The sequence below is a fragment of the Galactobacillus timonensis genome, from assembly GCF_900240265.1.
In the GTDB taxonomy this organism is placed as follows: Bacteria; Bacillota_I; Bacilli_A; order Erysipelotrichales; family Erysipelotrichaceae; genus Bulleidia; species Bulleidia timonensis.
In genome coordinates this window covers 1012783-1028027 of the sequence record NZ_LT964739.1, presented here as the reverse complement: position 1 = coordinate 1028027, position 15245 = coordinate 1012783, and the positions used below count along the sequence as shown (strand labels likewise).

Here is a 15245-nt window from a genome sequence, read left to right as displayed (position 1 = left end):
GGCTTCTTGAAGCAGAAAAATTTATGCCCCGGAAAAGAGACCTTTCAATCAGTGATTTCACCGGAACAGATGAAATAACGGATGCCGATATTCAATATGCCGATACAGTAAATGCCTTTTTCCGTAAAGCACCTGATTGTTCTGCCGAGCAGATTGCTTCTCTCATGAAATCAAAGATGCTGGCACAATATTATCAAAACGTATCGATGAAAGACGGATACAATCGCGTATCAGAAGCAATTCCCGCTGAATACAACCGGTATTTCAAAAGCAGTGTATCAAGTGCCGTCAAAAGAGCAGTTTATCAATCCTATAACATTGTGGAATGCATTGCCCTGTATTCTTTTCTCTTTGGAAGCGATATTCCTACTGCACTTGTCACAGATGATATCACTAAAAATATGTTTTTTGATAAAGTGCATGGATATGAGCTGCTGGGTGATTATCATAGTAATGGCATTACCCTTCGTCATCAAAAATGTGGAACCGTATTCCAGACAACTCCGCATGCTTTCCTTGCAGGCTGGAGATGTCCCGCCTGCTCAAAGAAATCTGAGCAGGAAATGTTCCGTTTTCTTTGTGCAAAGGTTTCTCCTGATTATGTTTTGAAAAGCGATTTTCAACGCTTGTCAAGTCCCGTGATTTTTCATCACAAAGCATGCGGAAACGATGTAAAAATCACGCCAGTGAACTTTCTGTATAATGGCAGCCGTTGTAAATGCGAAACACGGGTGCTGGAGAAGGAAGCAGTGAAGCGTTTCAAGAATGCGGGTTTTTCTCTTGTGACATACAATGGATTCAGGGAACCCGCAAGGGTTCATGGCGTTGAATGCGGACATACATTCAATATTGATAGTGCATATGTATTTCTTCGGAGCCCATACTGCCCGATTTGCCATCCATATAAAGCGCTCCGCTTTTCATCTGACGAAAATTCGAACAGGGAAATCTATGTGCGAAGAATCCGTGAATTGACCGGAGATGAATATTCCATGACTGGTACATTCGTTAATGGCAAAACAAGGGTTGAATTTACACATAATACCTGTGGCCGGACATTTATGATGGCTCCGGATTCATTTACCCATGGACACAGATGCCCATATTGCATCAAAGTCACTGCGGATAATCAATTTCCCAGCCTTGTTGCAAAAATGACTTCTGGTATTTATACATGTGTTCCTGGTCATCGAAGAGATGTCTATCGCATCAGGAATAACATCACGGGAGATGAAAAGGAACTGGCATCCGCGATGATTCTTCAAGAGATCCGCAGGCCAACAAAATCGGAACTGCTTCCAATGGACGGCAGGAAAAAGAGACTTGATATTGAAATAGCAACAAATCCAAGTAAATTGAAAACGCTGATCATAAAGACTTATCCCAGAGGCCGTCTGATCTTCAGCCGCGAATTATTCAAAGAAAAGGAAACCAAGCAATTTCAGGATGCGATCAGAGCATTGACACGCTGCGGATTCATTCGAGCTGTTGCCTATCGTGTTTACTGCTATGGGGACGAGCAATGGGATGACAGCGAAGCAATACGTGAAATTTTTATAGTACGCGCAGGTCATCATATTGGCTATCTGATTGACGAAAGCTATGAATTCCAGATAGGTCTATCAAAAAAAGCACCGGAAATTTCAAAGCTTGCCAGTAATGTGTTTGAAAGCTGCACGAGTCTGCACAAAACCACTGTACTAAACACCACCCTGTTTGCTTGCGGAGTCCCTTTTACTGTCAATGATACCAATTACGAGATAGCAGCATTGCTTAACTACATTGCCAGGCAGGATAATGGCCGTCAGAAAAATTATGGTTTTCTTGCCGCATATCTTTATGGCAAAGGATGGAATCGTAATACATTTTCGGAATACTTGCATCTGATCAGCAGTTCCTGCCGGAGACAGCTTGATAAACTGCTTGCCATATTCAGCGGAGCCTTTCTTCTTGCAGCGCTCCATATGATCCCGCCTGAAGTGCCGGCTATAGGTGATGGCATCATCCATATCCGCGTAAAACCTGCAAAATACTGCACAACACAGATGATGTATAACCTCATGATTGAACTTTTCGGAACTACAGGCATCATCGTTCGTGAGGATATTTCATGGAGAGAACTCGGCTTGTCTGATAGTTCATTTGCCAGTGGCATGAAGCATCTGTTGAAAAAAGGAATGATCACAGAGCTTTTTAAGGGCGTGTACACATTTGCAGGAAAATCTCCGACGCCTGAAATGATTATCGGCGGCTTCTACTTCAGCAGAAATGGTGAAACCATTGGTTATTATCGAGGTGACAGTTATTTGTATATTACCGGCATCGTCAATGAAAAACCGACAATCTATACAATTGCAACAGAGAGAAGCCATGGCAAAGTAAGGCGTATTGATAACAGGAATGTGCGCCTCCATATGCCTCTGATTCCTCTGCCATCAGAACATCTTTCTGTTATTGCATTCCTTGATGCGGTACTTTCTGTTGTCCGACATAAATACTGGGACAGCCTGTATAGCTATATGGAAAAGAATATTAACCAAACAGAAATCAATACCGTTCTTAACATGCTGAGTGCTGAGCAGAAAGCGGTAATTGCAAGGTTCATCGATGATCATGGCTATGAAAAACACAAACCATGTTATAAAAACAAAGTTCGGCAGCCCCGCAGCAGACCGAAGAAAGAAAAGCGGCCAGAAAACACTGATATACTTCTTGCGGCATTAAGAAGACAGTATGCCCCGGATGACGTAATTATTGTCAAGGATGTCGATCAAAAGGGTCTTCCTTTTGTGAATCTGCAGTTCTATGCCGCATTCAGGCAGCTCTGTACGAATCACACGCTTGTCCGCATTACAGAGGGTGCCTATCTGTTCAGCGAGCATTACAACGATATTTCTACCGAAACTATCATCAGAAAGTTGTTTCTGGAAAAAGATGGCCATCATATCGGGTATTACACAGGAGAATCGTACCGCTACACAATGGGCATGTCAGATACTATGCCGGCAGCGACTACAATTGCCACAAATCGAAGAAGTTACCCGGGCGGCCTGTATAAGGCAGACATCCGTGATACAGCTGTGTTTTATAAGGGAACGATTCTCCCTGTAAATGATGAGAACTATGAGCAGATTGCCCTGCTGAATTACATCTGTACAAACAACGATGAGCGAGCAGCTGATTATCCTTTCCTTGCGCAATACATTCACGGAAGAAAATGGAACCCAGCAGATCTGCTTGGTACGGCCGCAAGGATTTCAGAAACCTGTGTGCAGCGTCTGAAAGCTCTCCTGGGCGTTTATGATACAGCATATGGAACAATTTCCGTAGATTCCATTCTGATACAGGATCGTATACTGCAATATCTCAAAAAGAATTGTCAGAATAAAGTCATTATTGTAAGTGACATTGACCACAAGAATATCGGCGTCTCCCGCAGAACAATGAATTGCAGTATGAGAAAGTTTGAAACAACCGGATATCTTGTGCGAATCACAAATGGATATTATTTTCTGCGCGATGCTGTCATTCTGCCGGATGATGCAATAGACCAGATCTTTCTTCACAGAAAAGGAACGGCATCCGGATATTACATCAATGACAGCTACAGATACCATATAGGTGCTTCCAATATTCAGCCGGAGACGGTGGAAATTGCAACCATATACCGGAAGAAAGACACGCACGTTCATCTGATGAACGTTATGGGAACAGTAGTTTCCTACACATACACACCATATGATCTGAATGCTATTGACGCTGACATGGCTGCGTTCCTGCATTACATCAATGGGAGATCATACAAAAAAGAAGATATTCCCGTTCTCAGAAGGTTTGCTGCGCAGAAAGAATGGGGTATTGATACTTTTGTTCAATGCGCGGTATCGCTGACAGTCATACAGAAAAGCCGTCTAAAAAAGATATTCAACGGCCAAGGAAGCAACGAGTCATAATCGTTTCATAAAATCAAGTAAGAAAAAACTGTTCGGCTGATTAGGCTGAACAGTTTTTAAGTGCAAAATCCATTTGAGATTGCAATTCACATTTTTGCCAAATATTTGACCTGTTTGAGATTGCAATTCATTATTCGAGATTGCATTTCATTTTGTCAAAACAGGCAGAACGTATCTGCCTGCATGGATGACTTCTGTTATTTGAGGCCGCCGCGATGATCGCAGAAATAGTAGAGCGTAATGCCGCTGGGGCCAAGATGTGTACCAACGACCGGTCCCACACGGCCGATGATGACGTTCTTCGTCTTGCCGGTTTCCAGTACTCTCTGCTTCAGTTCCTCGGCATCTTCCGGGCATGCGCAATGGCAGATCAGAACCGGTTTATCCACCGACGTATCGATGCGCGCCGCCATAATATCCGCAAGCCGCTTCAAGGAAGACTTGCGCCCGCGGGCCGTACCCATACCAACGAGACGTCCCTCGTTATCGATATCGCCGACCGGCTTCAGCTGCAGCAGCGTACCGGCAAAGGCCGCAATGTTGGAAAGACGTCCGCCCCGGCGCAGATGGTTAAGATCCGAAACAGTCCACGTATAGTTGATATGGAGCTTCGTATCTTCAAGCCACTGAGCGTTGTCTTCAATCGACATACCCTCATCACGGTTCAGGGCAGCGAAATAGCTCTGATAGCCCATTCCTCCGGTCGCACCGCGCGAATCAACGATGATCAGCTTGTGATCCGGGAACTCTTCCTGGAGCTGCTGCTGCGCAAGCAGCGAATTGTTGTAGGTCGAAGACATGCCGGATGTGAAGCAGTTGTAGAGAATATCAAACCCTTCCTTCAGAAGCGGGCGGAAAAAATCCAGATAAGTCTGCGGCGTAATTGCGGTAGTAGAAGACATCACACCGCTCTCGACCTTTTTATAAAAGTCATCCAGCGGAAATTCCGAATTGTCATAGGTAGCCTTAAATTTATAGCCATCCGTCATGGCGACTTCCATCGGGATGACAAGGATCCCTTCCTTGTCCGCATATTCCGGGATAATGTCCGAGCAAGCGTCGGTCACAATCTTGTAGTTCTCCATTCGTGATCTCCCTTTCAGTTACCATTCCCATTCTACGGAACAGAAAAGGCCGGAATCAATCAAAAATCCTTTTCAATCGACGTTTCTTTAAATTTGTAAAATCTTTCTCACACCACTTTTTTCGAAAGTATCGGGTTAATAACAGGAACGGAATTTGTGTCCGGATCGTTTCCTTCCGCCTCTCATTCAAAATGACGGTATAATGGCAGGGCAGTGCCCCCGTAGTAAAACGGATATTACAAACCCCTCCTAAGGGTTAGTTGTGGGTTCGATTCCCGCCGGGGGCGCCATTGTTTGAATTTTATCTTTCCCTGCGATAAGATGGAACGGCACTCGGAATATAGCGCAGCTTGGTAGCGCGCATCGTTAGGGACGATGAGGTCACGGGTTCGAATCCCGTTATTCCGACCATAGTATGAGAAACCGCATACCAATGCGGTTTTCTTATTTTGTGGCACTATAATGGCACTATTTTAGTGCGTAAAACTGCGAATCCAATCGGAAAAAGGAGCTTTCGCTCCCTTACCGAATGTACCCGTGTATGCTCATGATCCCGTGGCATGCGAGCAGGTTATTGACGTATTTCTTATTTTTTTACTGAATCCAGCATTTTCTGGAAGTCGCTGTCGCTGATCATGACTTTTTTCCTTCCTGTTTCCACCCGACTTCCTGCTGGACACCGTTGCTGTTTCCGCGTGCCAGTCGCGCATCGTGTTTAGCGATTGCCGCCTGCATCTTCCGGTCGTACTCGGCCTTGATTGCAGGATCTGCCTTCAGGATTTCATCGAGTGTGTAGTGCTGCTCTCCAGCTTCCTCGTTATTGCCCCCCCCATCCTGCCCGTTCTTGCTTACTTCCGGATTCCCTTGGTCATTTGTACCGTTGCCGGTTTCTGTGGCCACAGTGGTCTGATTCGCGGTTGTTTCTTCGGTGTTTGTTACGTTGTCGTCGTTATCCATATTTCCTCCTTTTTCTGGCTCCGTCTGTACAGGTTTTGCACTGGCCATCCGCAGCTCTTCTGTATGGGCACGAGCGAGTACAGGTTTTTCACTGGCCTCGATCCTGCTGCTTCCGTGTCATGAGCCTTTTAACGTCATGCCCGGGACGTAAAAAGCCCGCCTGCTGGCGAGCTCATCTGCTGCTTGAACTTTTTGGTTGGTGATGCTATATAGTGAGTGTCGAGAAGTTATTCGCCCTTGCCATATTCCGGTCTTGCCCGTGAGAGCTTGACTAGGAGGACGTGATAATACTTCTCATTTTTTTATTTTCTCTACGCGATAAATTGCTAACTTGCGGTTCCCTGTTTTGATAATGACTGTGATCGGAGCAGTGTTTTGGTTCTGGTGAATCTTCGACGATATATCATCTAGAAGCTTTGCTGTCTTTTTCATTTCCGCCTCCGGCGCGGGATTAAATTCAATCAGCAAACCGCCTACTTTTTGCCTGACCGGCTTTTCTCCCTCTAGCACCCATGTAGGTGTAAATGTCTGCTCTAATCCTTCTTCAAGGCTTGTTTTAAGTGATACGGTTCCCGTCTTCCTATCGAACAGAAGACCTCTGAATGAATAATCCGCTGTCTTCTGACCCTGTGCCACATTCCCTCGTGGCGTAAGAATGGTGATGTCTCCACCGAGATAATCATGCAACCATTCTGCCGCTTCAATCTCTGCTGCTGTTGGCTTTTCCCATTCCCCCTTTCGCTCTTCCTGACGGATTATTCCATCCTGTGGAACGGCAAATTATTTGAAGCTCCAAAGTCAAATTGTTTGCAGTTGAGATTTGTCTGATTTAAGTGCCTGGTCAAATTCGCTGAAGATCATATTCAGATTATGTGGGAAACAAATGCAGCTGCAGACTGTTGAAGATGAAGCGGAGAAATTCAGATTCCTGTACATCCAAAGCCCTTGAAACATGCGCCTCTCCATATGATTCTTCCTGCATACCTGACATTTCTTTATGGGCTTGTGAGGCCGTATTGAACAGAATTTGATTATCTTTCCTGACGAAAATAGTATGAATTTACGGTTGTGACCTTTTTTCTGCGTATTTGATGACAGAAATAACGGAATTACTGCTCGTGAACCTTCTTGCCCGTCACATATTCCGGCGTAATCTCAAGCATCTGAACAATATTTCCGCTTCTTGCAAGATCCGCCCTGTAATAGCTCTCAATCTGCTCCGGATAGATGTGTTCCGCCAGCGCCATGACATTCTTCAAAATCACGCTGCGGTCCTCAACCATACGGATACGGCCGAAGACGATGACACTTTTCACGTACAGCGCAAAATCATCCGGCTGCCGCAGCTGATCCTCGATCACCGTGAAACACACCTTGTCGCACTTCTTCAGCGCATCGATCTTATGACCGGCGCCGGCACAATGGATATAAATGTGACCATCATCCCCAACCAGATAATCCACCGGGACCCCATACGGATAACCCTCATCGCCCAGCAGAGAAAGGACACCTCGATGCCCGTTTTTAAGCACATTCAACGCATCGCTGTCCTCCAGCTGCTGCTTAAACCTTCTCATTTTTCTCATCATCAGTCCCTCTTCTCTTATTCCAGAGTCTGCGCCGCTTCTTCCAGATACGAGATGATCGGAAGACTCTGTGGACATGCCCCTTCACACTGACCGCAATGCAGGCATGCCGAAGCGGGCGACGCATCCTTGACCGCATGCTGATACCGCTTCTTCGCCTGCTCCAGATTCCCGTACATCTTATACAGGTTCATCGCCGTAAAGATATCCGGAATCCGCATCCCGACCGGACAGCCCGGCATACAGTAATGACACCCCGTACAGGCAATCTGATCCGCCTTCGCAAGAATATCGCGGGCCTCCTGAATCACCTGCATCTCCTTCTCCTTGAGTGGCTGGAAATCTTTCATATACGAAAGATTGTCTTCCATCTGCGCAACGGAACTCATGCCTGACAGCACCGTCAGCACACCCTCCTGCGACGCCGAAAAGCGGATTGCCCACGACGCACAGGACATGGCAGGATCCGATTTTCTGAACAGATCCCGGATCGCTTCCGGAGGACTTGCCAGCAAACCACCCTTCACCGGCTCCATGATGGTGACCGGAATATGGTGCTTCTGGCAGACAGCGAGGTTTGCCCGCGACTGCACCTTCGGATTCTCCCAGTCCGCATAGTTGATCTGCAGCTGAACAAGTTCAACTTCCGGATGCGCATCGAGAAGATTTTCCAGCAGCTCTGGCGACCCGTGGAACGAGAAGCCGATATGGCGGATCTTCCCCTCCGCCTTCAGCTGCTTCACATAATCCCACAGACCGTATCTGTTATAAAAATCGATATTACCATCTTGGATCGCATGCAGGAAGTAAAGATCAAAGTACGATACACCTGCCCGCTTCAGGCTCACGTTGATCTCATCCTTTGCCTCAGCCTCATCTTTGGCCATTCTTGCGTTCAGTTTATCGACCAGGAAGAAGCGGTCGCGCGGATAGCGTTCCACCAGTGCCTGACGAATCGCGTCCTCGGAGCCATCATAGGCCCACGCCGTGTCAAAATAGTGCATCCCTGCCGCCATGAAGTGATCCACCATTTTCTTTGTCTCTTCGACGTCAATGGTGTTTTCATCCTTCCGGGGAAGACGCATCAAACCAAAGCCAAGCTTCCCGAACCCGCTGCACCACGCATTCTTCGCATCACCGTACAGATAATAATCCATAGTGTTCTCCCATTCTCTTTTCTGATTTTACTGCGGCCTTCCTTCATCGAAAAACCCTTCCGCCGTATTTCAGCGAAAGGGTTTGTTATTCTTATTCTGCTTTTTTCAGATTGTTTCAGATTGCGCCGCAGTCCTTGAGCAGCTTCTCGACTTCGGTACCTCTGATCTTCTTCAGAGCTTCATTCAGTGCTATGCGCTGTTTGAAGCCGAGTTCCATCTCGGTCAGCTTCTTGCCATCGCCAAGCTTCACCGTCGCCTTGATCAGGTCACGGACATCGTAAACCGATCCCCATACCTCAGGTACACCGCGGTCCACGTTGCACAGCGTATAGACCGCCTCCATGCCTGTACGGATCGAATACTCCGTCGTAAATACCGTGTCACGCGGCGTTTCTGCATACTGGCCCAGGAACGCAAGATTTACCGATCCCTTCGGAACAACCAGCGGACGGTCTCCGGCCTTGCGCGGCTCAAAGAACGACGTCACATACGGCATCATGCATGCAGTGGTGTTGCATGCGCTGCCCGCCAGTTCCATGATCCTGTTTTCAGGGATGCCGATGTGGTACAGCCACTCGGCGCACAGCTCTTCGCCCGTGCACTGATACATCGGCTTCTTCACAAAGTCACCATTGTCATGCCAGCAATTCAGACCATAGACCCAGATGAGGCAGTGATCCTTCTTCTGATCCGTGAACTGACCCTGACGGTTGATCGTCCAGCTCAACAGCCAGCTGGAATCCTTTGCCGTCACGATGCCGCCCGTAACAACCTTTCCGGAAAGCGGATCGCGGTGGCAGATCTTCTCGATTGCCGCAAGGACCTCAGGATCCGCCGTATCAACGGTCCACGACTCCCAGCTTGTCTCCTCGATGCTCGGGAAGAACTTGTCCGGATGACCGAAGGCGTCATCCTGTGCCGCCAGCTTCTTCCAAAGCTGAATGGACGGGCCCTCTCCGTTCTTGCAGGTGACAACCGGCGCATGGGTCTGATCGCCATAAGCCGTATTATCGCCCTGGCAGCCGTTGGTCACAAACACCAGATCATCTTCCGTCAGGTCGATTGTCTTCTCTTCGCCGCCCTGCGTATAAACGATCTTCTTGGCGACCTTGCGATCCGGGCCGCAGTCAACCTTGATATCGGTGACCGTCGTATCGTATTCAATCTTGACGCCGTGATCCGTCAGATACTTGAGCATCGGCTTAATCATCGACTCATACTGGTTGTAGCGCGTGAAACGGAGTGCACTCAGATCCGGCAGACCATCGATATGATGAATGTAACGCTGCAGATACAGCTTCATCTCAAGGGCGCTGTGCCACTTCTCAAAGGCAAACATCGTCTGCCAGTAGATCCAGAAGTTGGTCTTGTAGAAGTCCTCGTCGAACACATCGTCAATCGTCTTGTCCGCCAGTTCTTCATCGGTGCTCATGAACAGCTTCAGCAGCTCCATCGTCGCCTTCTGGTTCATACCGTATTTCTTGTCGGTATGCGCATCCTGGCCCTGCTTTTCCGTGACGCGGCACAGGGAATAGTTAGGATCCGCCTTATTGAGCTTGTAGTATTCCGAGAAGATCGTCTCTCCCGGATTGTCGATCGAAGGAATCGAGCGGAACAGATCCCACATACATTCGAAGTGGTTGTCCATCTCTCTGCCGCCGCGCATGATATAGCCGCGGCTCTGATCATAGAAGCCATCGCACGATCCGCCGGCTCTCGGCAGATGTTCAAAGAGCGTAATATGATCGCCCGGCATCTGGGCGTCGCGGACCAGGAAGCACGCCGCCGAAAGTCCGCCAAGACCGGTGCCGACGATCCATGCCCGCTTATTGTCAATGCCTTCCGGCTTCACTGCCGGCGCAAACGCTTCATAATTACCGCTGGAATAGTACATATCTCTGTTGTCTCCTCTTCTTCATTTGTTTGATCAGGCGCCTCTACCCATTAACTTAGCCAACAGAAATTTGATAACTTAAATCAAGCCCTTTTTTGGAGATTGCTTCGATAAATTCATAAGCTTCAGAATTTTTCTGATCGGCCACCACGAAAAGAGGAGACAGTCTCCCCGGTTTTGAAAATTCGTTCTATAATCTGCTTAGGAACGGAAAGTTGAGCCGTTCTTCATAAGCGAATAAATTACTACCAATAGTTTATCCGCCGCAGCGATATTGGCAGCTTTGGGCTTCAATGGTGAGGTAGCCTGCTGCCTTTTCTTTTGGTTGAACTGATAGATAGAATCTCCCTTTTTCAGCCTGTAGTTGCACGTGACTGCCAGATAAAGAAGACACCTCAGATGTCTGTTTCCTTTCTTGGATATAGCCAGGTGGGTCCCATCCTTCTCACCTGACTGATTGATTTTCGGATTCAGTCCTGCATATGCTACGATGCCTCGCGCGTTCCTGAACCGGGTGACATCGCCGATTTCCGCGATGATCCGTGCCGCGATGTTCCTGCCAATTCCAGGAATACTGAGCAGAATCGCAAAAGAAGGAAGCTTACTGGCATCTTCGATCAGTTCCTCAAGGTATGTATTGCAGAGCTCCATCTGCTCCATGAGTTCATTGATCATCTGAGGAAACTGCTGTACTTCCACACTGTCCGCATCCACGCCGGAATAACATTTCTCTGCACACTGATACATCTTGTGAACGATATTTTCAGTGAAGCCTTTCTTATGACCTGCGGGCTTCTGGATCGCTTTCACAATGGTTTCCTCCCTGTGCCTGAGAAGTAATGATGGATGCGGATATTTCTTCAGCACTTCCATCGGAACCGAATCGTAAAGGCTTGCATGCCCTTTGAAGCACTTATCCATGCGCGGATAGATCACATCCAGCATTGCCCGGAACGTGCATTTCCGCTGACGCAGGATCTTCAATTCGCTCTCATACATGCGATTCTTTGCCCGCAGACGTGCATATGTATCCGATTCATTCTGGTGGCACTGCATATGTTCTTCCTGGTAATACACTTTGGCGATATGAGCACAATCCGCATTGTCTGTCTTATTGCCATGAAGGTTCGTCTTCCGATAAGCTGCAGACAGCAGTGGCGGAACGACAATGTAAGGATTTCCTATATCATCAAGATACTTCTGGAGACAGCGATGGTAGACGCCGGTCGCCTCGAATACTACCGGGACTGTATCAGCTTCGCTCTTCTCCTTCACCATCTCAATGGTTTCAGACAATGCTTCAAAGCCATCTTTCGTATCGTTCAGCACTTTCGGCTTCCGCAGGGAATGGCCTGCTGTCAGCCACGGCTGATAGTGGCAGTTGCCTTTTGAGACATCTACCGTGATAATTGGTCCGTCCATAAAAGAGCCTCCTCTGGCATAAATGTCTGCGGTAAAGCTTCCCTGAACCTTTGCGACAGCTGATTTTTCTGGATTAGATACGGCATGCCTGAATACTTCCGGCTGCACATTTTGATTAAGCTGGCTATATCACAAAAGGGAAGCAGGACGTTTTNCATAAATGTCTGCGGTAAAGCTTCCCTGAACCTTTGCGACAGCTGATTTTTCTGGATTAGATACGGCATGCCTGAATACTTCCGGCTGCACATTTTGATTAAGCTGGCTATATCACAAAAGGGAAGCAGGACGTTTTAAGTAACTGGCTTATCGTTCGATAGCTTAAAAAAACCGGCGTCCTTACTTTTACCCAGACCTTTCCGGTATATGCCTATACGCAGGAAAGGCCAGGAATACACCCAGGTAATCCTGACCTTACAATTGTAGATTCATATGCTCATGACAGCTCAATCAGGACTGGATTCTTCCTGATTTCATAATAGAAAAAAGGCGCACAAACTGCACGCGCCATTGTTTGTACAAATTTTTATCACTTCGCCGGTTTTGAAGTAGAAGCGAAATTCTTCAGCGCCGTCGGAATATTGTTTTTCGTCAATATGACCAGACGCGTCATGATCTGCTGCGGATCCTCCACCATGTCATGCTCGACCCAGTCCAGAACGATGCCGACAAAGGCATATTTGTAGAAGTCCGCGATGAACTTCTGATCCTGGCAGCTGACATCCATGCCTGCCGCCTCTTCCTTGACAACTCCTTCGACCAGCTCATAGGCAACTTCCGTCAGATAGCGGTAGATCGGCTCATGGTTCACGGAATGGTAGACGTTGCAGATGAACTCCTTATTGCGAAGACAGTAGCGGAATATTTCACGAAAGCCCTGTTCCCATGTCTCATAGGTACGGTTATTGCCGAGTGCCTTGCGGGCATCCTCCACCAGCGCCCACTCCACGAGATCATAGATATCGTGAAAATGGTAGTAAAACGTCATACGGTTGATGCCGCAGTCACGCGCCAGATCCGTCACTGTAATATCATCGAAGGGCTTCTTCTTCAGCTCGTCCTTCAGCGCCTGTTCCAGCGCCCGTTTTGTAAGATCCGCCATGCAATCAGTATAGATTTTTCAGAACTCTGCCGCCAGTGCCTTTGGCCGCACACTGAGGTTACGGAATCCTGTTCAGCCCAGATACTTTTCACCATTGTGACGCTTGTTAATGTCGTCAATCAACGTTCCAAGCTGCGAAAGATCCGATATCCGATACTGCAGAGACGCCCTCATCTCTTCATCCGGAACAATGTGATCCTGAATGAACGCCGAAGGGAAGCCGCCCCGCTTCGCCGCCACGATGCCGTACTTTCCATCCTCCACAACCAGCGCATCACGATTGCGTACGTTCAGCTTACTGGCGGCGACGTCAAATACCGCATGGCTCGGCTTGCCCGGCAGATGTTCGTCACGCGACGATACCAGCACTTCCGGATGCAGCTCACATCCTGAATGAGCCATAAAATGACGGATGTCCTGATAATAGGAGCCGGTCGCAATGGCATAGGGAAGATGATGTTTCTCAAGATAGGAAACCGCCTCCGCAAGACCCTTCTTGTCCGCGCTGCCCTTTTCCTTGAACATCTGATCAAAGTAGAAGAGGCGATTGTCCATGTACTGCTTCATCACTTCCTGAATGCCCGGATACTGCTGTTCCAGCTTCAGTACCTGTTTCTCATCGGTGCCGATCATTGTCTTGAGCACATCTTCCGATACTGTCATGCCGCGCTGCTGCATCAGCTGCTCAACAGTCTTAAGAAACAGCGTCTCCGTATCAAACAAAAGTCCGTCCAGATCAAAGAGAACAGCACGGATCATGACTGTTTCTCCGTCTTCGGAAACCTGATTTCATCCGGGTAGGCCCACTTCTGCAGCTCTTCCGCTCCCAGGACTTCCGGTTCCTTTCCACCATTCACCGTCAGCGTATGGTAGTAAAGTTCCGCGATCTCTTCGACATAGCTGACTTTCAGATAGGCGCCTTCAATGGAATTCTCATCGACGGCGACACAGCCGTGAGCCTTCATCAGAGCCGCATCCGCATCCTTCAACGGCTCAAGGACCGAGTCGGCAAGGGCCTGTGTCCCGGGACGTCCATACGGTGCCACCGGAATATAGCCGTTTTTGCAGTTGAGGTTGAACAGCTCATACACAATGGCGGGCACAGGTTTGTTCAACACCGCAAATACCGTCGCATACATCGAATGCGTATGGGCGATTGCCATCACATCGGGACGCGCAGCATAGATCTTCAGGTGCATCAATGCTTCGCTTGTCGGTTTGAGGCCCGTCGGATTCTCGATCACCTCCGCATCCATATTCATCACCACCATGTCCCGCACCTGCAGCTCATCGCGATCAACTCCGCTCGGTGTCATGACGATGAGTCCGCTCTGTTTGTCGCGGGCCGAAAAGTTGCCCGACTTATGCTTGCACAGACCGTCTGCCTGTGCCCTTTTGGCAACGTTCATGACCCGTCTCTTCAGATCTTCCAGCATATTCCTTCTCCTGTTTATTCCTTTGTTCTGTTGAGTGCTTCCTTTGCCATGTACCAGGCAAGGGCATGCACAGGCTGCGGAAAAGTTCCGTCTGTAATCATTGCCCGGATCTCTTCCGCCGTATGTGTCTCGTAATCCAGAAATTCCGTCGCATCAAGCTTCTGATCACTGACGTGGTGACAATCCCTTGCCAGATACAGATAGGCATAGTCATCGTTCGATGTCGGCAGCGAAGCGATCTCCTCCAGAAACTGCCACCGCTCACTGACGCAGCCCGTCTCCTCCTGCAGCTCACGTTTTGCGGCCGCAAACGCCGTTTCACGATCCGGATGACGCACCGTCGTTTCAATGGCTCCGGCCGGAAATTCGACCGTCACCTTGCCAATGCCCTGGCGGTACTGGCGGACACAGATGTACTGCCCCGCTTCATTCAATGCCACGATGACGACGTAGCTCTTCTTTGAAAATGTAAAGAAGGGGCCGGCCGTACTTCCATCCGGCATCCGGTAGGTTTCTTCCCTCAGATCCAGCCACTGATTATGGACTGGATGCTTCGTTTCCAGCAGCTTCCATTTCAGCTTCTCATCTTCGTCCCGTGCCATCTTCCCTCCTCATCCTTCCCTGTCTTCTCGATATTATACCGTGCGCCGTTCTCC

The 15245-nt window shown here is 48.4% G+C and carries 12 protein-coding genes and 2 tRNA genes; 3 read left to right on the top strand and 11 right to left on the bottom strand.

Going from position 1 to position 15245, the window contains the following annotated elements:
• Positions 1-23 precede the first annotated feature (23 nt).
• Entirely contained in the window at positions 24-3953 is a 3930-nt protein-coding gene (locus tag C1714_RS04865) for a hypothetical protein (protein ID WP_245305049.1), read from the top strand.
• Between the two features lie 197 nt (positions 3954-4150).
• Here C1714_RS04865 and C1714_RS04860 read toward each other — a convergent pair whose 3' ends face one another.
• Entirely contained in the window at positions 4151-5038 is an 888-nt protein-coding gene (locus tag C1714_RS04860) for a DegV family protein (RefSeq protein ID WP_102342132.1), read from the bottom strand.
• A gap of 215 nt (positions 5039-5253) precedes the next feature.
• On the opposite strand from C1714_RS04860, the gene C1714_RS04855 reads away from it, so the two are divergent.
• Together C1714_RS04855 and C1714_RS04850 are read left to right on the top strand one after the other, a co-directional pair.
• Positions 5254-5328: transfer RNA gene (locus C1714_RS04855), tRNA-Arg, on the top strand.
• A gap of 44 nt (positions 5329-5372) precedes the next feature.
• Positions 5373-5449: transfer RNA gene (locus tag C1714_RS04850), tRNA-Pro, on the top strand.
• 222 nt (positions 5450-5671) lie between these two features.
• Here the strand turns inward: C1714_RS04850 and C1714_RS04845 are convergent.
• The 10 genes from C1714_RS04845 to C1714_RS04795 form a co-directional block, all read right to left on the bottom strand.
• A complete protein-coding gene (locus C1714_RS04845) occupies positions 5672-5995 on the bottom strand; it encodes a hypothetical protein (RefSeq protein WP_102342131.1) in 324 nt (107 codons plus the stop codon).
• A gap of 294 nt (positions 5996-6289) precedes the next feature.
• Positions 6290-6631 carry a hypothetical protein gene (locus C1714_RS04840; protein WP_135567885.1) on the bottom strand — a complete coding sequence of 114 codons (342 nt, stop codon included), beginning with the start codon at positions 6629-6631 and terminating at the stop codon, positions 6290-6292.
• A gap of 473 nt (positions 6632-7104) precedes the next feature.
• A complete protein-coding gene (locus C1714_RS04835; protein ID WP_167849933.1) occupies positions 7105-7584 on the bottom strand; it encodes a pyridoxamine 5'-phosphate oxidase family protein in 480 nt (159 codons plus the stop codon).
• Positions 7585-7598: 14 nt separating this feature from the next.
• Complete coding sequence (locus tag C1714_RS04830) at positions 7599-8738, bottom strand: aldo/keto reductase (protein ID WP_102342128.1); 1140 nt, start codon at positions 8736-8738, stop codon at positions 7599-7601.
• Between the two features lie 115 nt (positions 8739-8853).
• Positions 8854-10632: an oleate hydratase gene (locus C1714_RS04825; protein ID WP_102342127.1), complete on the bottom strand. Its 1779-nt coding sequence runs from the start codon at positions 10630-10632 to the stop codon at positions 8854-8856.
• A 201-nt stretch (positions 10633-10833) separates the two neighbouring features.
• On the bottom strand, positions 10834-12054 hold the full coding sequence (locus tag C1714_RS04820) for an IS110 family RNA-guided transposase (protein ID WP_102342126.1): 1221 nt from the start codon (positions 12052-12054) through the stop codon (positions 10834-10836).
• A gap of 526 nt (positions 12055-12580) precedes the next feature.
• A complete protein-coding gene (locus tag C1714_RS04810; RefSeq protein WP_102342124.1) occupies positions 12581-13153 on the bottom strand; it encodes a TetR/AcrR family transcriptional regulator in 573 nt (190 codons plus the stop codon).
• Between the two features lie 72 nt (positions 13154-13225).
• Entirely contained in the window at positions 13226-13912 is a 687-nt protein-coding gene (locus tag C1714_RS04805; RefSeq protein ID WP_102342123.1) for an HAD family hydrolase, read from the bottom strand.
• The gene (locus C1714_RS04800) at positions 13909-14589 is read right to left on the bottom strand and encodes a class II aldolase/adducin family protein (RefSeq protein WP_102342122.1); all 681 of its coding nucleotides are present in this window, start codon (positions 14587-14589) and stop codon (positions 13909-13911) included. The genes C1714_RS04805 and C1714_RS04800 overlap by 4 nt, the downstream gene beginning before the upstream one ends.
• A 14-nt stretch (positions 14590-14603) precedes the next feature.
• The gene (locus C1714_RS04795; protein WP_102342121.1) at positions 14604-15191 is read right to left on the bottom strand and encodes an NUDIX hydrolase; all 588 of its coding nucleotides are present in this window, start codon (positions 15189-15191) and stop codon (positions 14604-14606) included.
• Positions 15192-15245: the final 54 nt, after the last annotated feature.

Excerpts from the sequence above, each read along its gene's own strand:
- C1714_RS04865 (WP_245305049.1), top strand. The coding sequence starts at position 24 with ATGCCCCGGAAAAGAGACCTTTCAATCAGTGATTTCACCGGAACAGAT.
- C1714_RS04860 (WP_102342132.1), bottom strand. The coding sequence starts at position 5,038 with ATGGAGAACTACAAGATTGTGACCGACGCTTGCTCGGACATTATCCCG.
- C1714_RS04845 (WP_102342131.1), bottom strand. The coding sequence starts at position 5,995 with ATGGATAACGACGACAACGTAACAAACACCGAAGAAACAACCGCGAAT.
- C1714_RS04835 (WP_167849933.1), bottom strand. The coding sequence starts at position 7,584 with ATGATGAGAAAAATGAGAAGGTTTAAGCAGCAGCTGGAGGACAGCGAT.
- C1714_RS04830 (WP_102342128.1), bottom strand. The coding sequence starts at position 8,738 with ATGGATTATTATCTGTACGGTGATGCGAAGAATGCGTGGTGCAGCGGG.
- C1714_RS04825 (WP_102342127.1), bottom strand. The coding sequence starts at position 10,632 with ATGTACTATTCCAGCGGTAATTATGAAGCGTTTGCGCCGGCAGTGAAG.
- C1714_RS04820 (WP_102342126.1), bottom strand. The coding sequence starts at position 12,054 with ATGGACGGACCAATTATCACGGTAGATGTCTCAAAAGGCAACTGCCAC.
- C1714_RS04810 (WP_102342124.1), bottom strand. The coding sequence starts at position 13,153 with ATGGCGGATCTTACAAAACGGGCGCTGGAACAGGCGCTGAAGGACGAG.
- C1714_RS04805 (WP_102342123.1), bottom strand. The coding sequence starts at position 13,912 with ATGATCCGTGCTGTTCTCTTTGATCTGGACGGACTTTTGTTTGATACG.
- C1714_RS04800 (WP_102342122.1), bottom strand. The coding sequence starts at position 14,589 with ATGCTGGAAGATCTGAAGAGACGGGTCATGAACGTTGCCAAAAGGGCA.
- C1714_RS04795 (WP_102342121.1), bottom strand. The coding sequence starts at position 15,191 with ATGGCACGGGACGAAGATGAGAAGCTGAAATGGAAGCTGCTGGAAACG.